The organism is Oerskovia douganii (genome assembly GCF_015142735.1).
In the GTDB taxonomy this organism is placed as follows: Bacteria; Actinomycetota; Actinomycetes; order Actinomycetales; family Cellulomonadaceae; genus Oerskovia; species Oerskovia douganii.
The window spans coordinates 11,960-31,987 of sequence record NZ_JACSPN010000032.1; the positions used below are offsets into that span (position 1 = coordinate 11,960).

The window sequence follows — 20,028 nt, forward strand, 5'->3', positions numbered from 1 at the left end:
CTCTCTTTCGTCGGTGGGTGCGTCTGCAGGGATGCCCGACGCCGGAGCTCGCCCTCGCGCGGAAGGCGGGCTCCGTCGTCGGGCACCCGGCGGGCCGTGCCGACCTACCCACGCCCGGCCCCTCGAGGAGAGCGAGGGACCGGGCGGGGGGCCGGGGTCAGCGGCCGGGGGCCGTGAGGTGCGTCGACCGCGTCAGCGGTTCGTCCACGCCTCGGGGTAGCCGGGCAGGTCCTCGCCGCCGAACTTGGCGTAGTGCAGCGAGGGCATGTCCTTGTTGGCCTCGAGGTAGGCGTCCAGGTCCTCGCCCGTGATGGGCGACTGCGGGAGGACCCACTCGGCCGGGACCTGCTCGCCGTTCCAGATCTTCTGGGCCGCGAGGATCGGGGTGCGCCACTGGAAGTTGGAGTACACGGCACCCAGGGCCGTCATGTCCGTCTCCTGCCACTTGCGCATGAAGCTCAGCTCGTCCTCGCCCATGAAGACCGGGTAGGGCTTGCCGGCGTCCTCGAACGCCTCGACCGCCGCGACCGCGCCGTCGCCCGCGTCCATCCAGATGCCGTCGACGTCGCCGCGCTGCAGGTACTGCGTCACGATGTCCTTGATCTTGGCGCCGTCACCACCGGTGAACTCCTGGCCCACGACCTCGATGTCGCTCTCCGAGAAGATCTTGTCGGCCGCGGCCCAACGGTTCTCGAGCACGTCGACGCCGGGCAGGATGCGCAGGGCCAGGACCTTGGAGCCCGGCTCGAGGTTCTCGACCAGGAACTCCGCGCCGTCGGCACCGTACGCGTAGCCGCCGATCGGGTGGATGTACGTGACCATGCAGTCGGAGTTGACGCCACGGTCGAACACGATGACGGGCTTGCCGCTCTCGCACGCCGCCTCGACCGCGGGGGTCAGGGTCGCGGTCGTGGACGGCGAGATGATGATCGCGTCGCAGTCACCGGCCTCGACGAACGCCTGGATGTCGGAGATCTGCTTGTTGTCGTCGTCCGCCGCGTCGGAGACCCGGAACTCGGAGATCTCGCCCGACGTCTTGAGGACCTCGACCTGCTGCTGCATGGTGATGAACCCCGTGACGCGCCACGGGTTGGAGACCGACGCGTTGGAGAAGCAGAGCTTCTTGCCGCCCTCCTTCGCGTACTGCGCGGTGTCCACGTACTCGGGGTCGATGGCCTGCAGCCACGGCTGCTCGGCCGGTCCCTCGGGGACCGCGGTGCGCTGCGCGAGCTGGCGGTCGTAGTCGGCCTGCACGAACCACTCGCTGTTCGCACCGGACTCGCTCGCCTCCTCGCCCGCCTCGGCGGCGGTCTCGCCGCCCCCGGCGGGGGCGTCGGGCACGTCGGTGCTGCACGCAGCGGTGAACAGCAGTGCCGCGGTCGCGGCTCCTGCCATGAGAACTCGAGAGCGTCGCATGTTCCTTCTCCTGTGATCGGAAGACTTCGTTGTCCTGCCCGTCGCAACGGTGCGACGGTCTGTCGGGGACGGATCTGTGTGGCGTTCCGGGGGGTGGCCGGAGGACTAGGGCGCTGCTGGCTGGGGCTCCTTGGGGACGGTGGGTTCGGGGACCCCTGCCGGGGTGGTCGGGGAGCTCGGGGCGCCCGGGGGCGCGGTCCTGGACCTGCGCGGCATCGCGGCGTAGGCCACGGCGGCGATGATGATCACGCCCTGGACGGCGGGGCGGATCGTGGACGGCAGGCTGAGCTGGTTGAAGAGGGTGAACAGGGCGTCGAGGGTCAGCGCGCCGGCCATGGCCGCGACGACCGACCCCCGGCCGCCGCCCAGGACGACGCCGCCCAGGACGACCGCGGTGATCGCCATGAACTCGAGGCCCTCGCCGACCTGGGCCGTCACGCCCGCGTAGCCGCCGATGAGGATGCCCGCGACCGTGGCCATGAAGCCCGAGAACAGGAAGGCCCGCGTGCGCACCCACCAGACCGCGGTACCCGAGAACGCTGCCGCCACGTCGTTGTCACCGGTCGCGACGAGCGTGCGACCGAACGGGCGGCGCATGACGACCACCGCGACCACGCCGAGGACGACCGTGATGAGCACCGCGTACGGGACCTGGAACTGGCCGGGCGTGTCGGGGAGCCCGCCACGACCCCACTGGCGGAAGCCCTCCGTCAGGGAGCCGGTCGGCGCCCCGCCGGTCCAGAGCCGGATCGCCCCGTACAGGACGAGCATCATGCCGAGCGTCGTGATGAACGACGGGACCTTGAGCAGCGTGACGATCAGGCCGTTGACGAGCCCGACGCCCAGGCCGAACAGGACCATGAGGCCGATCACGGGCCACGTCATGGACTCCTCGCCGTCGATGAGCTTGGCCGCGATCACGACCTGCGCCCCGACGAGCGAGCCGACCGAGAGGTCGAACTCCCCCGAGACGATGACGAAGTACTGCCCGATCGCCAGGACGATGAGCGGGGCCGCCTTCTTCAGGAAGGCCATGATCGACATGGGCTCGCCGAACGACGGGTTCATCACGAGGATCGCGACGAACACCACGATCAGCAGGGCGTAGACGGTCCAGGTGCTGCCGGACGTGACGCGCTGGACCCAGCGGGAGAACCCGCCCCGGGTCGGGGCCTGCGTGCCGCTCGGGCTGGTCGCGGGAGTGCTCGCGCTCATCGGGTGGCCTCCTTGCCGGTGGTGCTCGTGGGGCTCGCGGAGCCGGGGCCGCCGCCGTCCGGGCCCGAGCCCGGTCCGACGGACCTGCCCAGCGCCCGGAACCTCGCCCGGCTGCTGGCCGGGTCGATCTGACGGCGGGCGTACATGGCGACCGCGGCGATGATGATCGCGCCGCGCAGGACGTCCTTGAAGAACGGGCTGACGTCGAGCACGTTGAACACCGTGTCGAGCGACGCGAGGATCAGGACGCCCGCGATCGTGCCGAGGATCGAGCCGCGTCCGCCCATGAGCAGGGTCCCGCCGAGGACCACGGCCGCGATCGAGTTGAGGTCGTAGCCGTAGGTGTAGACCAGGGCGTTGCCCGTGCCGAACCGTGCCGCGATGAGGAGCCCGGCCACGCCCGCGCACAGCGAGCACAGGACGTGGGCCAGGATGATCGACCGGTCGGTGCGGATGCCCGAGAGCCGGGCGACGTCGATGTTCCCGCCGACCGCGAACATGTGGTAGCCGGGGCGGGTGCGGGTCAGCAGCACGACGCCGAGCACCATGACCACCGCGAGCACGATGACCGAGACCGGCACCGGGCCGATGCGGGTGTACCCGAAGCCCTGGAACGCCTTGGGGATCTCGCCCGAGGGGCCCTTGTACTGGGTGTCGAGGTAGCCCTTGATGATGAGGCCGACACCGAGCGTCGCGATGAACGAGTTGACGCGGAGCTTCGAGATCACCAGACCGTTGACCAGGCCGACCCCCGCGGCCACCGCGAGCGCCGCGACGACGCCGAGCCAGATGCGCGACGGGTCGCCGGCCATGGTCGTGGCGGCGACGAGCGAGGACCAGGCCACGACGTAGCCGACCGACAGGTCGAGCGACTTGCACAGGATCACGAACGTCTGCCCGATCGCGACGAAGCCCAGCAGGCTCGTCTGCGACAGCAGGTAGAACAGGTTCCCCTGGCTGAAGAAGCTGCCGCCCTGCGCCGCGACGAGCCCGGCCGAGACGGCCAGGATGCCGACGAGCGCGAGGTAGACGATCCCCGTCGAGCCGAGCCGGCGCCGTCGGGGGCCCGACGTCACGCTCCCCGCACGGGGCGAAGCGGTGCTCACCGCGGTGCTCATTTCTCCTCCTGGAGGGTGTCGCTGTGCGCGGGACGGGGTGGTCGGACGGTGGACCCGACAGGGACGTCGAGCGCGGAGAGGTCGACCTCGACGTGCTCGGACGTGTCCCCCGCGCCGGTCGCGAGCGCCATGACGGCCTCTTCGTCGCTGCCCGCGGGGAGCTCGCCGGCGAGCCGGCCGTCGCGCATCACGAGGATGCGGTCGGCCATCGCGACGACCTCGGGGAGCTCGGAGGAGATGAGCAGGATCGCGACGCCGCGCGCCGTGAGCGTCCGCATGAGGTCGTAGACCGCACGCTTGGCGCCGACGTCGATGCCACGCGTGGGTTCGTCGAGCACGATGACCGACGGGTCGGTCACGAGCCACTTCGCGAGGACGACCTTCTGCTGGTTCCCGCCCGAGAGGTACTGGACCTCGGCGTCCTTCGAGCGCGAGACCAGGTCGAGCGACGACAGGATGCCCGGGATCGCCCGGGCCCGACGGTCGGAGGACCGGGGGGTCACGGCGTCGAGCACGAGGCGCGCGTTCGCGGAGATCGACTGCTCGAGCGCGAGGCCCTCGGCCTTGCGGTCCTCGGTCACGAGCGCGATCCCGAGGCGGACCGCCTCACGGGCAGAGGCGACCGTCACGGGCTCGCCGTCGAGCAGGACCGTGCCGCGGGTGAAGGGCGCGACCCCGAACACGCCGTGCGCGATCTCGGTGCGTCCGCTGCCCTGGAGCCCGGCGAGTGCCACGATCTCGCCCGCGCGGACCTCGAGGTCGATCCCGTCGACCTGGGTGTTCCCGGCGTCCGAGAGCGCGAGCTTGACGGCCCCCGGCACCGTGCCAGGGTCCTTGTCCGGGTAGTAGCCCGCGAACTCGCGCCCGACCATGGTGCGCACGAGCCGGTCCGGGGTGATGTCGGCCGTCGCGGTCGTCAGCACGAGGTCACCGTCCTTGAGGACCGTGATGGTGTCGCAGAGGTCGAAGATCTCCTTGAGGCGGTGCGAGACGTAGAGGATCGCGACGCCGCGGTCGCGCAGCTGCTGGACGAGCGCGTAGAGGAGCTCGACCTCCTGGTCGGCGAGCGCCGCGGTCGGCTCGTCCATCGAGATGATGCGCGCGTCGTAGGAGACCGCCTTGACGATCTCCACGATCTGCTGCTCGGCGACGGACAGCGAACCGACCCGCATCCACGACGCGAGGCCGTGCAGACCGAGGTCGGCGAGCAGGGCGTCGGTGTCGCGGGCCATGCGCCGGACGTCGACGATCCCGAACCGGCGCGGCTCGCGTCCCAGGTAGACGTTCTCCGCGACGGTGCGCTCGGGCAGGAGGTTGAACTCCTGGAAGACCGTCGAGACCCCGGCCAGCTGCGCTGCGAGCGGCGACGCGAACGTCGCGGGGGCGCCGTCGAGCTCCATGGAGCCCGCGTCGGGCTGGTGGACCCCGGCGATGATCTTCATGAGCGTCGACTTGCCGGCACCGTTCTCGCCGACGAGCGCGTGGACCTCGCCCGGGCGCACGTCGAGGTCGATGCCGCGCAGGACCGAGTTGCCGAAGAAGACCTTGCCGATGCCCCGCAGCCGCAGGATGGGCGCGACCGTGGCGCTCGCTCCTCCTGGTGCCGTCGGTGATGTCATGCCCCTACCTCCACCCAGGTGCCGGTGCGTGCGGAACGGGCCACGGCCTCGGCGAGGTGTGCGGCCCGGAGCCCGTCGGCGAACGTGGGCAGCCCGTCGGGCGTGCGCCCGGCGATGGCCGCGGCGGTGTCGCCGACGAGAGCGTCGAAGCAGTCCTGGTACCCCTGGGGGTGCCCCGCGGGGAGACGGGAGTAGCGTGCGGCCGCGGGGGCGAGCGTCTCGGGGTCGCGCACGAGCAGGCGGCTCGTGTCGCGGCGTCCCTCCCAGAGGCTCTCGGGGGCCTCCTGGTCGAACGCGAGCGTCGACTCGGACCCCGAGATCTCGAGGAAGAGGCGGTTCTTGCGGCCGGCCGAGACCTGGCTGATGACCGCCGAGCCGAGCGCTCCGCCGTCGGTCTCGTACTGGAGCGTCACGGCGTCCTCGGTGCGGACCGCGGTCGGGAGCCCGTCGAGTCCCGTGCGCTCGGCGTTGACGGTCGCTGTCTGGGCGACGAGGCGCACGATGCGCTGACCCGTCGTGAACTCGAGGAGGTCGCAGAAGTGCGACCCGATGTCGCCGAACGCGCGGCTCGCCCCGCCCAGCGCCGGGTCGACGCGCCAGTTGTCGTCGCTCGCGCGCAGCAGCCAGTCCTGGAGGTAGGACCCGTGGACCAGGCTGATCGTGCCGACGGCGCCGCTGCGGACGCGTGCGCGCGCCTCGCGCACCATGGGGTGGAAGCGGTAGGCGAAGGGCACGACGGCGACGCGGCCGTCCGTGGCGGAGGCCTGCGCGGCGAGACCGGCCAGGGCGAGCGCACCCTCGAGGTCGGTCGCGAGGGGCTTCTCGCACACCACGTGCTTGCCGGCCGCGAGCGCCGCGGTCGCGAGGGGGACGTGCAGGAAGTTGGGGGTGCAGACGTGCACCACGTCGACGTCGGGGTCGTCGATGAGCTCCTGGGCGGTGGCCGCGTAGCCCTGCGCGCCGAGGTCGGCCGCGGCCTCGCGGGCACCCGGGGCGTCGATCCCGGCGACCGAGACGAGGTCTCCCCCGGCCGTGCGGATCGCCCGGGCGTGGACCTCCCCGATGAATCCCGTCCCGATGATCCCGGCCCGGTAGCCCGCGGCGGGCAGGCGGCTGGGCAGCAGGTCGGTCGCTGCGCGGTCAGTGGTGGGGGTGGTCGCTGCGGCCACGGTGGCGTGTGCGTCCAGGGTGGACGCCTGCGTCGGGGCTGTGGGGGCGGTGACTGCCCCGTGGTCTTGCGCGACTTCTTCGGCTCGCATGTCACACACCGTAGGGGGACTTCTGACGGCGGTCAAGCAAAAGCCGGAAGTTCATTGTCACCGTTCAGTAACATCATCGGTTAAACAATTGCTGCGGCGTACCGTCGGCGGCGTTTCCTCTCTCCCGACCGTGCACGGCCCCCACCGACGACGACGCAGGGCGCCCTCGCTCGGAGGACGCCCTGCGTCGTCGTACGGCCGGCCACGCCCGCGGCAGCACCTGCTGCTGCGTGGTCGGGAGCTGCTGCTACTGCTTGGTCGAGAACGCCGCGTCGAACGCCGCGTCGGGCGCCTCGAACGCGTACTGCTTGACGAAGGCCAGGGCCTCGGGCGCCCCGACGAGGCGGTCCATGCCCGCGTCCTCCCACTCGACCGAGATCGGACCGTCGTACCCGATGCTGTTGAGCATCCGGAAGGCGTCCTCCCAGGGCACGTCGCCGTGGCCGGTCGAGATGAAGTCCCACCCGCGCCGCGGGTCTGCCCAGGCCAGGTGGGAGCCCAGCCGGCCGTTGCGGCCGTTGTGCATGCGCTTCTTCGTGTCCTTGCAGTCCACGTGGTAGATCCGGTCCTGGAAGTCCCACAGGAACCCCACCGGGTCGAGGTCCTGCCACACCATGTGGCTCGGGTCCCAGTTGAGCCCGAACGCCTTGCGGTGCCCGATCGCCTCGAGCGTGCGGACGGTGGTCCAGTAGTCGTACGCGATCTCGCTCGGGTGCACCTCGTGCGCGAAGCGGACCCCGACCTCGTCGAACACGTCGAGGATCGGGTTCCAGCGGTCCGCGAAGTCCTGGTAGCCGGCGTCGATCATGTCCTGCGACGCCGGCGGGAACATCGCCACGTACTTCCAGATCGACGAGCCCGTGAAGCCCACGACGGTCTTGACGCCCAGCCTCGCCGCCAGGCGCGCCGTGTTCTTCATCTCCTCGGCCGCCCGCTGCCGGACGCCCTCGGGGTCGCCGTCGCCCCACACGCGGTCCGAGAGGATGTCCCGGTGGCGCTGGTCGATCGGGTCGTCGCACACCGCCTGCCCCTTGAGGTGGTTCGAGATCGCGTGGACCTGGAGGTCGTGCTTGGCCAGCAGGTCGAGCCTGCCCTGCACGTACTCGTCGTCGTCCCAGCGCCACGGGTCGAGGTGGTCGCCCCAGCAGGCGATCTCCAACCCGTCGTAGCCCCACTCCGAGGCGAGCCGGGCCACCTCCTCGAAGGGCAGGTCGGCCCACTGGCCGGTGAACAGGGTGATGGGTCGTGCCATGTCGATGTCTCCTTCGTTCCGACACCCGTTCGGGGGTCTTGGTCGTGCTCCGGTGAGTCCGGGGTGGTCTCGGGCGGGGCGTCGTCAGGCCCGCGTCGCGGTCGACGCCCGACGGCGCACCGCGACCACGGCGACCACGCCGAAGAGCAGGACCGCGCCGCCCACGACGAGCGCCGCCGTCGGGATCCCCGACCCCTCGTCGCCCGCCGCCGCGGCCGAGGTGCCCTCGGCGTCGGCCACGCCTGCGTCGGCGCCGTCGGCCGTGCCCGCCTCAGGAGCGGGCGCCGCAGGTGGCGGGACCACGTCGATCTGCGAGGTCGCGGTCGTGGCGACCGGGGTGGTCGTCGTCGCGGTCACGGTCCAGTGGCCGTCGCTCAGGACGTCCGGGGCCGAGGTGTACCACCCCACGCCCTCGGAGGCCGACGACAGCTGGAGCGGACCGACCTCCGTCCCCTGGTCGGAGACCGCGGTGACCATGACGTCGACGATCTCCTCGACCGGGTGCCCGTCCGTCTTGTAGGTCACGTTGACCGAGATCCCGCCGGCGCCGTCGCCGCCGATCGACAGGATGATGTCGCCGCCGTGCGCACCCGCGGGGGCCGCGCCCAGCATCGTCGCGAGCAGCGCGCCGAACAGCGCGACCAGGGCCGCGAGACGTCGCCGGGCTCGGACCGCCGTGCCGGGACGCGAACGGGGGCGTGGATCGCGCGCCCGGTCGGTGTGCCGGTTCGCCTGCTGAGTCATGTCGCTCATCACCTCGTCGTGAAGGAAGGGTCGTACGTCGGGCTGCGCGGCCCGGTGGGCCGAACGGTACTGCTGGTCGTGCGCCGCGCCACCCCAGGCCGCGCGGGTCGTGCCTCGGCCACGTCCACGGGGCGCCACCGGACGCCCCGCACCCTCCGTGTCCCGGAAGGTGGCTCCCGGCGCCAGCCGGAGCACCGGGATTCCGGCGCCGGGAGCCGGCGACCCCCCGTCGTGGCGGGGCGCCAGGTGTGCGCGCGGCCTTCGGCCGTGCTGACGGGGTCCCGGCCGAAGGGCCCCCGTCAGCACACGTCGGCCGATGCTCCACGGCACACCGGTCGTCGCCCGCGCGGCCGCGGGGGCACCGTGGCCGCCCGGGGGCCGGTCAGCCGCAGCTCGCCGCGGCGTGCTCGACCGTGTAGGTGGTGGACCTCCCCTCGGCGTCCGTCGCCGTGACCGTGACCTGTCCGGCGTCGACCGACGCCGCACGGGTCGCGAACGACTGGTGGGCAGACTTGCCCGCCGCGACGCCCGTGAAGGTCTTGGAGCCGTAGGCCGAGCGGAGCACGACCGTGACCGGGCCGTCACCCGTGTTCACGGCCGTGACCGCGAGCGCCACGCGGTTCGCGACGCACTTGGGGACCGCGGTGACCGTCACGGGGACGGACTCGCCCGCGGGCACGTCGACGGACTGCGCCGTGACGTTCCCTGCCACGTCCGTGGCCCGGTAGGAGAACGACACCGCGTCGTCCCCGACCGCGACCGGGCCCTCGTACACGGCCCACGTCGTCCCGTCGAGCGAGTACTCGACCGAGGCGACACCCGAGACGTCGTCCGTCGCGACGACCTCGACCGTGCGGTCCTCGCGCAGCGTCGCCGCGACGCTCGGGCCGTCACCGTCGATCTTGAGCACCACGTCGGCGCCGCTCGCGCTCTCGGTGCCGGCCGAGGCCCGCACCTTGACCACGTGCTCACCGGGCGCAGCCACGACCACGGGGGTCGTGTACTCGGCCCACGCGCCGCCGTCGAGCTGGTACTCGCGGTAGACCTGCTGGCCCGCGGCGCCACCCGTGGTGGCGACCGTGACCGTGACCGGCCCGGTCCACCAGCCGTCCGCGCCCGACGGCGAGGCCGGGTCGAGCGACCCGCTCACCGTGAGCGGCGCGGCCGCCGGGACGACCCGGAAGTGGTCGAACGTCGCGGTCGCGGACGCCTGCTGGCTCGCGCCGAGGGCGTACAGGCCGACCTTGGCGTCCGCCAGGCCCGGGTTGGTCACCTTCTCGGCGATCTCCGTCCACGTGACGCCGTCGGCGCTGTACGAGCCGGTGAAGGTCGTGCCCGCCTTGGCCAGGCGCAGCCACCACACGCCCTGCGTCAGGTTGTTGACGTTGGGCTGCGGGTTGAGGACGGTCGCCCCGGCCTCGCTGCGCAACTCCAGGCCACGGTCGACCGCCGCGCCCGGCTGGTTCTTCGTGATGAAGTCCAGCTTGACGTAGTTGTCGTCGTCGCCGTAGAGGATCAGACCACCCTGCTGGTACTGCTGGTTGAACGTCGAGCCGTCGACCTTCGTCTCGACGGTCCAGTCACCAGCGGGCTGGTCCTGCAGGACGATGTTCGGCACGTCGGTGTTGCCCGTGCCGTAGATGTCCGTCGGCGTGGTGTCGATCTCGAGCTTGCCGCCCGCGACCCGCAGGCCCGACGCGTCGGGACGGACCACGGTGCTCCAGCGGCAGCCGTCGAGCGACGTCCCCTCGAACTCGTCGTCCGGCCCGGCCGCGGTGGCCGTGTCGTCCGGCGTGATGTGGAACCAGTCGAACTTCGCGTCGACCACGTCCGGCACCGAGCCGTCGTTGGCGAGCGCGACGAGCCCGATCTTCGGGTTCACGAGCCCGTGGAGCGACTTGGTCTCCGCCATGGCCGTGAAGTCCAGGCCGTCCGCCGAGTAGTACGCCCGCAGGTTCGACCCGTCGCTCGTGTACCGCACGTAGAACGTGTCGGGGAACGCGGCCCCCAGGTTCGCCGTGTTGGACGCGGCCACCTCGTTCGGCGTGCCGTTCTCCTCACGGATGAACTGGAAGATGCGCTGGCTCGCGTCCGGCGTGGCCGAGCGGCCCTGGATCACCATCTTGGCGTAGTTGTCGCCGTCGCCCCACAGGAGCAGACCGGCCTGCTGGTACTGGGCGCGCGCCGGGAAGGTGACCTTGGTGGTCGCCGTCCACGGGCCCGACGGGAGGTCCTGCAGGACGATGTTGGACACCGGCCCCTCTCCCTGACCGTAGAAGTCCGCCTTGCTCGCCGGGACCACGAGGTGACCGTCGGCGACCGCGAGCTTCTGGTCACGACGGATGATCGTGGACCAGCGGTCCTCGTCCACCGCGGTGCCCGTGAAGTCGTCCGAGCGGCCCGAGAAGCACATGACCGGACCGGACTCGTTGACCTTGATGCTCACGTACTTGACCGTGTAGGCGCCTCCGGCGTCGGTCACGCGGACCTGCAGCCGGTAGGTGCCCGCCGAGGTGTACGTGTGCGAGAACTCCGGGCCGCCGTCGACGAACCCGCCGCCCAGACCGTCGTCCCACGCGTAGACGAGGTCGGAGGCCTCGCCGTCGGGGTCGGAGCCGGTCGCGGTCGCGGTGACCTCGAGCGGGACCGTCCCGGACACCGGAGTCACGTCGAGCTCGACGTCAGGACGGACGTTGTCCGTGACGCCGCGGCCGTCGATGTCCATCCAGTTGACGTTGATGCCGCCCGAGAGCAGGACGAAGTAGAGCGTCCCGCTGCCTTCCGGCACGTTCGTGAGCGGCGTCGAGACGTCGCGGTAGACCTGCCAGTCCCCCGTGTTCGGCACGGTGATCCGGCCGATCTCAGGACCCGTCGCCGAGTCCCAGCGCAGCGAGACCACGCCGCCCGCGTTGGGCGAGGCGACGCGCAGGCTGATGGCCTCGACGTTCGCCAGGCTCACGGGCTCGTGCGCCCACCAGTCGCCGGGCTCGATGTAGCCCAGGTTCTGACCGCCGCCCGCGGAGTCCGACGTGGTCTCCTTCTGGACGCCCGGGGTTCCGCCGGTCCCGATCGAGGTCTCGCGACCCGTCGAGGTGTAGAACTCCGACTGGACGCGCTTGGGCTGGAGCACCTGGAGGGCGTTGCCCGTCAGGGGCACGCCGGCCTCGCCGCCGTCGTCGGTGTACGAGCCCTCGATCACCCAGAAGATGTTCGACTCGATGCCGTGCCCCTCGTCGCGAGCGGTCTGGAGGACCCCCTCGCAGCCGTACAGCTCCTCCATGGGGTGGGCGTGCGAGTCGTGGCCGAGCGAGGTGCGCAGCGCGACCGCCGAGCAGTCGACGTCTCCGTCGGGGTCGTCGACCGTGATCCGGTAGCGGACCTGGTCGCCCCACTCGAAGAACCCGCCGTTGTCCGGGAACTCGATCTTCACCGTGGGCGCCTGGTTGCCCACGACCACGGTGACGTTGGCGACGGCGACCTTGCCGTTGCTGTCGGTCACGGTGAGCTGGGCCGTGTAGGAGCCGTTCGCGGCGTAGGTGTGGGTCGGGTTCGCCTCGGTCGAGGGCGCGGAGCCGTCGCCGAACGTCCACTGGAGCGCGATCGGCTCGCCGGCCGGGTGCCGCGTGCCCTCCGACGAGAACTGGACCGTCAGGGGTGCTGCGCCGCTCGTCACGTCCGCGCGGGCGTGGGCGATCGGCGACGGGTCGCCCTGGACGTAGTTGACCTTGTAGACCGCGCTCGAGTCGTTGTTGCCGCCGAAGCCCGAGCCCCAGTCGATCACGTACAGCGCGCCGTCGGGACCGAAGTCGAAGTCCATGGGGCGGTCGAACCCGTTGGACGGGTCCAGCACGCCCGGCATGATCCGGTTGATGTCGACGATCTGGTCACGCTTGTCGCCGTCGAGCTGGATCGAGAACATCGTGCCGTGGTTCCACTCGCCGAACAGCGCCTTGCCGTCCCAGTACGCGGGCCACTTCACGTCGGAGTCGAGCTCGGGGTCGAACGCGTAGACGGGGCCGCCCATGGGCGCACCGCCGCCGCCGATCTCGGGGAACTGCGGGTTCGCCGCGCCGGTGTACCAGATCTCGGCGGCCGTGGCGGCCGGGAGGTCCTGGATGCCCGTGTTGTTCGGCGAGTCGTTGGTCGTGCCCGCCGCGCAGTCGAACGACGCACCGGACTGGCCGGTCGCGAAGTTGAAGTCGACGTAGGACGTGTTGGCGCCCGTGCAGTACGGCCAGCCGTAGAAGCCCGGCTCGCTCACGACGTTCCACTCGACCGCGCCGCGGGGACCGCGAGCGGGGTCTGCCGCGCCCGAGTCAGGGCCGTAGTCGCCGACCAGGACGTTCCCGGTCGCATTGTCGATCCCGATCCGGAACGGGTTGCGGAAGCCCATGGCGTAGATCTCGGGCCGCGTCCTGTCCGTGCCCGGGGCGAACATGTTGCCCGCGGGGATCGAGTACGTGCCGTCGTCCTCGGGCGTGATGCGCAGGACCTTGCCGCGCAGGTCGTTCGAGTTCGCCGAGGAGCCCTGGGCGTCGAAGTTCTTGCGCCCGGGACGCTCGTCGGTCGGCGTGAAGCCACCGGACTCGAACGGGTTGGTGTTGTCACCCGTCGCGAGGATCAGGTTGCCGTCCTCGTCGAAGATCATGTCCCCGCCCGCGTGGCAGCACGTGTCGCGCTGCGTGGTCACGGTCAGGAGCTTCTTCTCGCTCGCCGGGTCGAACGTCCTCGACGCGGTGTCGTAGGTGTAGCGCGAGATCCGGTTGTGCGGACCGTCCGACCCGACGTTCGCGGGCGACCAGTAGGCGTAGAGCCAGCCGTTCGCGGCGAAGTCCGGGTCGAGCACGAGGCCCAGCAGGCCGTCCTCGTTGGCCTGCGTCACGTTGAGGGTCAGCGCCGTCGTCGTGACGTTGGCGTCGTGGTCGATGCGGCGGACGCGGCCGTCACGCTCGGCGTAGAACACCGTGCCGTCGGGGGCGACGTCGAGCATCATCGGGTTGCTCGTGTCCTCGTCGAGCGCGACGCGCTCGAAGCTCGCGCTCTGCGTCGCGCTGCAGTCCGAGTCCACGACGCCCGCAGCCGTCTGGATGCCGCCCAGCAGGTGCTCCACGAAGCCCGGCTCGGTGTAGCTGGCCTGGGTGTGGCCGCCGCCGGTGTACCAGGACCGGCCGCCCTCGTACGCCTGGCACCACGCGATCGGGTGGTCGGATCCCATCCTGGAGCCGCCCGCGTCGTACGTCGTCTCGTCCAGGCTCGCGAGCACGTGGACGGTGTCGCGCGGGTTGGTGCGGAAGTTGTACCACTCGTCGTGCCGGTCCCAGCGGGACGGCAGGTGCGCGGTCGAGGGATGGACCCCGTCCTCGACCTTGATCGTGGCGTCCTGGTTCTGCGGGTGCCCGGAGAAGTAGGCGCCCACGAGCGAGCCGTACCAGGGCCAGTCGTACTCGGTGTCGGACGCGGCGTGCACGCCCGCGTAGCCGCCGCCGTTCGCGATGTACCGCTCGAACGAGGCCTGCTGCTCACCGTTGAGCACGTCGCCGGTCGTCGAGAGCCAGATGACGACCTCGTACTGCGCGAGGTTCTCGTCGGTGAAGGCGGCCGCGTCCTCCGTGACGTCGACCGTGAAGCCGTTCTCGGTGCCGAGCCTCTCGATCGCCGCGATCCCGGCCGGGATGGCGTCGTGCCGGAACCCGGCGGTCTTGGAGAAGACCAGGGCGTCGAAGGGTTCCGCGGCGGCAGCCGCCGCGGCCGACGTCGTGGCGGACTGGTTGGAGCTGGGGACGGCGCCGGGTGCGGCGGCGAAGGCCGCCGCCCCGGTCGCCATGGACAGTGGGAGGGCCACCGCGGTAGCGGCGACGGCCGCGACCGTGCGCAACGCTGCGCGCGGTGCTCTCCAGAGCACGTTTCTCACCAAGGACTCCTTGTGATGTCGGGACATGCTGCGCTCCGGGGTGACGACGGCATCGGCCGTGAACCGTCGTCACCGATGGCGGACCAGCTCCGCCGGGCATCGTGCGCCACGCGTGGCGCGGCTCCCCGCCGCGGGCGGGGACGAGGGCCTCCCTTCTAGATCTGCTGCCAGTCGCCGTCGGACGCGGCGCTGCGCTCGACGGCGTGAAGGATCCGCTGGACGGCCAGGCCGTCGGCGAAGGACGGGGTGGGCTGGACGCCGGCCGCCAGGTCGCGCACGAGGTCCACGGCCTGGTGCGTGAACGCGTGCTCGTACCCGAGGCCGTGGCCCGCGGGCCACCAGTTCGCGATGTACGCGTGCTGGGGCTCGGTCACGACGATCCGCCGGAAGCCCGCGACCTGCGGGTCGTCCGAGGCGTCGAAGAAGTGCAGGACGTTCATGTCCTCGAAGTCGAACGCGACCGACCCGCGCGAGCCGTTGATCTCGAGGCGGATCGCGTTCTTGCGGCCGTAGGCGAAACGGGTCGCCTCGAAGACGCCCAGCCCGCCGCCGGCGAGCCGCGCGAGGAAGACCGCGGCGTCGTCGACCGTGACCGGTCCCCGCTCGGTCCCGGCCGTGCCGGACAGGCCCGAGAAGCCGGTCGCGACCGGCCGCTCGGAGACGAACGTCTCCAGGACGCCCGCGACCCCCGTGATCGCCTCGCCCGTGACGAACTGGGCGAGGTCGACGATGTGCGCCCCGATGTCGCCGAGCGCGCCCGAGCCCGCCTTGGACTTGTCGAGCCGCCACGACAGGGGCACGTCCTCGTCCGCGATCCAGTCCTGGAGGTACTGGGCGCGCACGTGGCGGATCGTGCCGATCCGCCCGTCGGCGACGAGCTGTCGCGCGAGCTGGACCGCGGGGACGCGCCGGTAGGTGAAGCCCACCGAGGCGAGCACCCCGCGCTGCGCGGCCGCGTCGGCCGCGGCGACCATGAGCTCGGCCTCCGCGACGGTGTTGGCCAACGGCTTCTCGCACAGCACGTGCTTGCCCGCCTCGAGCGCGGCGATCGCGATCTCCGCGTGCGTGTCGCCCGGGGTGCAGACGTCGACCAGGTCGACGTCGTCGCGCGCCACGAGCTTGCGCCAGTCCGTCTCGACGTCGCGCCAACCGAGCCGGCTCGCGGCCGCGGTCACCGCGTCCGCGTCCCGGCCCGCCAGCACGCGCATCTCGGGCGCGAGCGGCAGGTCGAAGAACCGCGGCGCCGTGCGCCATCCCTGCGAGTGGGCAGCCCCCATGAACGAGTACCCGACCATGCCGATCCCGAGGGTCGGGTGACCGTCTTGCGCCATCTCAGGCACTTCCTTTCGTGGTGGACGTCGCGGGCGGGTCGGTGGGAGAGGGGTCCGCCGGGCCAGGGCCCGGGGCTCCCGCCGGGCCGTGGCCCGGGGCGACCGACGTGCGGCCGCCGGGGCGTCCGACCCGCCCGCGACGTCGAGGGAGCATGCTCAGGACTGGAAGGCCGAGGGCAGGTACTCGTCGACGTTGTCCTTGGTCACGACGGGCGCGTAGAGCTGCACCTGACGCGGGACCCCCATCGACGCGAGGTCGCTCATCGACTTGCCCTGCACCGCGAGGCGGGCGAGCTTGACGCCGTCGGCGGCCTGCGTGGACGGGTAGACGACCGTGGCCTGCAGGACCGTGTCGCCCGCCTTGATGTCCTCCATGACGTCCTTCGAGCCGGCGCCGCCGACCATGAAGAACTCGTCGCGCCCGGCCGCGTCGATCGCGGAGAGGACGCCGATGCCCTGGTCGTCGTCGTGGTTCCAGATCGCGTCGATCTTGGGGGCTGCCTGCAGGAGGTTCGAGGCGGCCTGCTCGCCGCCCTGGACCGTGAAGTCGGCGGCCACGCGGTTGCTGACCTCGAGCCCGCAGCCCTCGAGGGCGTCGGCGAAGCCCTTGCTGCGGTCCTGGGTCAGGGGCAGCGAGTCGATGCCGGCGATCTCGGCGACGACCGCCTCCTTGTTGTCCCCGAGCTGCTCGCAGATGTACGTGCCGGCGCTCACGCCCATGCCGTAGTTGTCGCCGAGCACGGTCGCGCGGGCCGCGAAGGGGCTCGAGAACTCGCGGTCGACGTTGATGACCGTGATGCCGGCCTCCATGGCGTCGGTCGCGACCTCGGTGAGTGCGGCACCGTCGAACGGCAGGATGACGATCGCGTCGACGCCGTCGTTGATGAACGTCTCGATCTGGCTGATCTGGAGGTTGACGTCGTTGGTGCCCTCGGCGACCTTGAGGTCGACGTCGTCGTACTTGTCGGCCTCGGCCTGGGCGGCCTTGGTGATGGCGCCCATCCAGCCGTGGTCGGCGGCCGGGGCGGAGAAGCCGATCACGACCTTGTCGCCGGTCGCGTCGTTGTCGGACGACGCGACGGGGGCAGCCGCGGCGCCGCCGGTCTCCTCCGCCTCGGGGGTGTTCGAGGTGCAGGCCGAGGCGAACAGTGCGACCGAGGTGAGGGCGACGGTGGCGAGGGTCAGACGACGACGCACCGAGGTGCGGGTACGAGCGGACATGAGATCTCCCTTGATTCTGGTCCGGCTGGTGCGGGTTGGGTGTGCTGGTCGGGTGTGCTGGGCGTGCTGCGTCCGGTTCCCGCGAGCGGGTCCGGCAGGTGGAGGCGCGGTCGGGCGGTCTGGCGCCGTGGCGTCAGTCGGACCTGCTGCGCGAGGCGAAGCGCTGCTGGAGGAGCACGGCGACCACGATGATCACGCCCTTCGCGACGTTCTGTGCCGAGCTCGACATGTTGTTCTGCGTGAAGACGTTGGTCAGCGTGGTGAAGATGAGGACGCCGAGGACGGTGCCGACGATCGTCCCGCGGCCGCCGACGAGCAGGGTCCCGCCGACGACGACCGCCGCGATCACGTCGAGCTCGTAGAAGAGCCCGTTGGTCGAGGTGCCGGCCGTCGTGCGGGCGAGCATCATCACGGCGGCGATGCCGGCCGTGAGCCCGACGAGCCCGTAGAGGTACATGGTGTGGCGCTTGACCTTGATGCCCGCGAGCCGCGCCGCCTCGGGGTTGCCGCCGACCGCGACCGTGCGGCGGCCGAACGTCGTGCGGTTGAGGAGGAACCAGCCCGCGACGGCCACGACCGCGAACATCCACACGAGCACGGGGATGCCGATCAGGTCCGCACGGAAGAAGTCGAGGAACGCGTCGACCTCGGTCACGCGCTGCGTCTGCCGGTTGGAGATCATCTCCGCGAGGCCTCGGGCACCCACCATCATGGCGAGGGTCGCCATGAACGCGACGACCTTGCCGTAGGCGATGATGACCCCGTTGATCAGCCCGCACACCGTGCCGACCGCGAGCGCGACGCCGACCATGACGATCCAGTGGGTGTCGGCGGCCATGGTCTGGGTCGCGAGCGTGCTCGCCCAGACGGTCGCCAGCCCCATGACGGACCCGACGGACAGGTCGATCCCGCCGGCCGTGATGACGAAGGTCATCCCGATGCTCAGCACGCCGATCACGGCGGCCATGCGCAGGATCGTGAGGACGTTGTTGACGCTCGCGAAGTTCTCCCCCGCGGTCGCGTACCCGACGACGCACAGCACGACGAGCGCCAGGACGAGGCCGATGTTCCTACCCATCGATCCATTGAACAAATTGCGGCGCGATGCCCCGCCCCCGGTCGCTCCAGGGCTCGGGGCGTTCGCCGGCCCGTCCACGACGGCGGCGCGAGCCATCTCCTGCTCGCTCATGCGGCACTTCCTTCCATGACGAGGTCGAGCACGCCGTGCTCGTCGATCGAATCTGCTGGGCCTTCGTGCATGACGCGCCCCTCCGAGATCACGAGCACGCGGTCGGAGAGACCGAGCACCTCGTCGATCTCGCTCGAGACCACGAGCACGGCCGCGCCCGATGCCGCGAGGTCGCGGATCAGCGCGTAGATCTCGGCGCGAGCGCCGACGTCGACGCCTCGGGTGGGCTCGTCGAGCAGGAGGACGCGGCACCCGTGGACGAGCCAGCGCGCGAGGAGCGCCTTCTGCTGGTTGCCCCCGGACAGCGTCCGGGCGTTCCGCTCGACCCCGGCGGGCCGCAGGTCGAGCGCGTCCGACTGCTCCTTGGCCGCAGCCCGTTCCGCGCCCTCGTCGAGGAAGCCCGCCTTCGCGAAGCGTGCGAACGTCGAGAGCGTGATGTTGCGGTACACGGGCTCGTCGAGCAGCAGCCCCTGGCTCTTGCGCTCCTCGGGGCACAGCCCGATGCCCGCGGCGACCGCGGCGGCGACCGAGCCCGGTCGCAGCCGCTTGCCCGCGACCGAGACCGTCCCCTCGCTCGCACGGCGCGCCCCGTAGACGGTCTCGAGGATCTCGGACCGGCCGGAGCCGACGAGACCCGCGAACCCGAGCACCTCGCCCGCCCGCACCTCGAACGAGACGTCCGAGAACTCGCCCGTGAGCCCGAGGGCCTCGACCGCGAGCACGACCTCGGCCTCGTCGGGGATCGGCGCGCGGGCGGGGAAGACGTTCTCCACCGCCCGGCCCGTCATGAGCTTGATGAGCTCTGCCGTCGGGGTCTGCGCGACCGCGAGGTTCTGGGCGACCGTCCGGCCGTCCTTGAGCACCGTGATCCGGTCCCCGATCTGCCGGATCTCCTCGAGCCGGTGCGAGATGTAGACGATCGCGACCCCGCTCGCGGTGAGCTGACGGACCACGCGGAACAGGTTCTCGACCTCTTCGCTGTCGAGCACGGCCGACGGCTCGTCCATGACGATGACGCGCGCGTCGTGCGAGAGCGCGCGGGCCATCGAGACGATCTGCTTGCCGGCGGCCGACAGGTCGCCCACCTCGCGGTGCGGCGAGATCTCCGGGTGGCCGAGGCGCCGCATGAGCTCGCGGGTCTTCTTGGCCGCCGTCCGCCGGTTGGAGAACCCCGCGGTCGACAGCTCGTGGCCGAGGTAGATGTTCTCGGCCACCGTGAGGCCGTCGACGACGTCGAGCTCCTGGTACATCGTGGCGACCCCGAGCCTGAGCGCGGCCACGGGGTGCGGGATCGTGACGACCTCGCCGTCGATGAGGATCTGGCCCTCGTTGGGCTGGTGCGCACCGGCGAGCACCTTGATGAGGGTGGACTTGCCGGCGCCGTTCTGCCCGAGGAGGCAGTGGACCTCTCCGGGGAGGATGTCGAGATCGACGCCGTCGAGTGCTCGGGCGCCGGGGAACTGCTTGACGATGCCCCGCATCTGCAGGAGCGGCCGCATGGGCTGTGGGTCTGCGTTGACCATGTGGGAGAACGTAGCCGACCTTTTGACGAGCGTCAATCATAAGATCCGCAACTTCCGCTTCACAATCGCGACCTGACCGACAAAAGTAGCCATGCGTGTCCGACCCGCCGACCGTCCGATCCCTCGACACGCAGGGAGCGACACGCTGGACGAGCAGGTGAGGGACGGGAGAGCAGGCCTCGAGGCGGGCGTTCCGCGCCTGGGCGGGCGCGGGACGAGCTCCGGCCTCC

At 71.3% G+C, this 20,028-nt stretch carries 12 protein-coding genes; all 12 read right to left on the bottom strand.

What is annotated here, in order from left to right; all coding sequences use genetic code 11:
- Window positions 1-192: 192 nt before the first annotated feature.
- The gene (locus H9623_RS17475) at window positions 193-1,416 is read right to left on the bottom strand and encodes a substrate-binding domain-containing protein (protein ID WP_193721294.1); all 1,224 of its coding nucleotides are present in this window, start codon (window positions 1,414-1,416) and stop codon (window positions 193-195) included.
- 105 nt (window positions 1,417-1,521) lie between these two features.
- Window positions 1,522-2,631: an ABC transporter permease gene (locus tag H9623_RS17480; protein WP_193721295.1), complete on the bottom strand. Its 1,110-nt coding sequence runs from the start codon at window positions 2,629-2,631 to the stop codon at window positions 1,522-1,524.
- Window positions 2,628-3,749 carry an ABC transporter permease gene (locus tag H9623_RS17485; RefSeq protein WP_193721296.1) on the bottom strand — a complete coding sequence of 374 codons (1,122 nt, stop codon included), beginning with the start codon at window positions 3,747-3,749 and terminating at the stop codon, window positions 2,628-2,630. The genes H9623_RS17480 and H9623_RS17485 overlap by 4 nt, the downstream gene beginning before the upstream one ends.
- Window positions 3,746-5,368, bottom strand: a complete 1,623-nt coding sequence (locus H9623_RS17490; RefSeq protein WP_193721297.1) for a sugar ABC transporter ATP-binding protein — start codon at window positions 5,366-5,368, stop codon at window positions 3,746-3,748. Before H9623_RS17490 ends, H9623_RS17485 begins: the two co-directional genes overlap by 4 nt.
- On the bottom strand, window positions 5,365-6,627 hold the full coding sequence (locus H9623_RS17495) for a Gfo/Idh/MocA family protein (RefSeq protein ID WP_193721298.1): 1,263 nt from the start codon (window positions 6,625-6,627) through the stop codon (window positions 5,365-5,367). Before H9623_RS17495 ends, H9623_RS17490 begins: the two co-directional genes overlap by 4 nt.
- Window positions 6,628-6,874: 247 nt before the next feature.
- Window positions 6,875-7,879 (bottom strand): sugar phosphate isomerase/epimerase family protein, encoded by a 1,005-nt coding sequence (locus H9623_RS17500; RefSeq protein WP_193721299.1) that lies wholly within the window; start codon window positions 7,877-7,879, stop codon window positions 6,875-6,877.
- A gap of 84 nt (window positions 7,880-7,963) precedes the next feature.
- Window positions 7,964-8,632, bottom strand: coding sequence for a hypothetical protein (locus tag H9623_RS17505; RefSeq protein ID WP_193721300.1), 669 nt, complete (start codon window positions 8,630-8,632; stop codon window positions 7,964-7,966).
- A gap of 373 nt (window positions 8,633-9,005) precedes the next feature.
- Window positions 9,006-14,534, bottom strand: coding sequence for a ThuA domain-containing protein (locus tag H9623_RS17510; protein WP_321575523.1), 5,529 nt, complete (start codon window positions 14,532-14,534; stop codon window positions 9,006-9,008).
- Between the two features lie 155 nt (window positions 14,535-14,689).
- Entirely contained in the window at window positions 14,690-15,865 is a 1,176-nt protein-coding gene (locus H9623_RS17515; RefSeq protein ID WP_193721302.1) for a Gfo/Idh/MocA family protein, read from the bottom strand.
- 156 nt (window positions 15,866-16,021) lie between these two features.
- Window positions 16,022-17,086 carry a substrate-binding domain-containing protein gene (locus tag H9623_RS17520; protein ID WP_193721303.1) on the bottom strand — a complete coding sequence of 355 codons (1,065 nt, stop codon included), beginning with the start codon at window positions 17,084-17,086 and terminating at the stop codon, window positions 16,022-16,024.
- Between the two features lie 133 nt (window positions 17,087-17,219).
- The gene (locus H9623_RS17525; protein ID WP_227748870.1) at window positions 17,220-18,164 is read right to left on the bottom strand and encodes an ABC transporter permease; all 945 of its coding nucleotides are present in this window, start codon (window positions 18,162-18,164) and stop codon (window positions 17,220-17,222) included.
- Window positions 18,165-18,271: 107 nt separating this feature from the next.
- The gene (locus H9623_RS17530) at window positions 18,272-19,798 is read right to left on the bottom strand and encodes a sugar ABC transporter ATP-binding protein (protein ID WP_193721304.1); all 1,527 of its coding nucleotides are present in this window, start codon (window positions 19,796-19,798) and stop codon (window positions 18,272-18,274) included.
- Window positions 19,799-20,028: the final 230 nt, after the last annotated feature.

What these genes read in the sequence shown, in the direction of transcription:
- H9623_RS17475 (WP_193721294.1), bottom strand. Translation starts at nt 1,416, where the DNA reads ATGCGACGCTCTCGAGTTCTCATGGCAGGAGCCGCGACCGCGGCACTG.
- H9623_RS17480 (WP_193721295.1), bottom strand. Translation starts at nt 2,631, where the DNA reads ATGAGCGCGAGCACTCCCGCGACCAGCCCGAGCGGCACGCAGGCCCCG.
- H9623_RS17485 (WP_193721296.1), bottom strand. Translation starts at nt 3,749, where the DNA reads ATGAGCACCGCGGTGAGCACCGCTTCGCCCCGTGCGGGGAGCGTGACG.
- H9623_RS17490 (WP_193721297.1), bottom strand. Translation starts at nt 5,368, where the DNA reads ATGACATCACCGACGGCACCAGGAGGAGCGAGCGCCACGGTCGCGCCC.
- H9623_RS17495 (WP_193721298.1), bottom strand. Translation starts at nt 6,627, where the DNA reads ATGCGAGCCGAAGAAGTCGCGCAAGACCACGGGGCAGTCACCGCCCCC.
- H9623_RS17500 (WP_193721299.1), bottom strand. Translation starts at nt 7,879, where the DNA reads ATGGCACGACCCATCACCCTGTTCACCGGCCAGTGGGCCGACCTGCCC.
- H9623_RS17505 (WP_193721300.1), bottom strand. Translation starts at nt 8,632, where the DNA reads ATGAGCGACATGACTCAGCAGGCGAACCGGCACACCGACCGGGCGCGC.
- H9623_RS17515 (WP_193721302.1), bottom strand. Translation starts at nt 15,865, where the DNA reads ATGGCGCAAGACGGTCACCCGACCCTCGGGATCGGCATGGTCGGGTAC.
- H9623_RS17520 (WP_193721303.1), bottom strand. Translation starts at nt 17,086, where the DNA reads ATGTCCGCTCGTACCCGCACCTCGGTGCGTCGTCGTCTGACCCTCGCC.
- H9623_RS17525 (WP_227748870.1), bottom strand. Translation starts at nt 18,164, where the DNA reads ATGGGTAGGAACATCGGCCTCGTCCTGGCGCTCGTCGTGCTGTGCGTC.
- H9623_RS17530 (WP_193721304.1), bottom strand. Translation starts at nt 19,798, where the DNA reads ATGGTCAACGCAGACCCACAGCCCATGCGGCCGCTCCTGCAGATGCGG.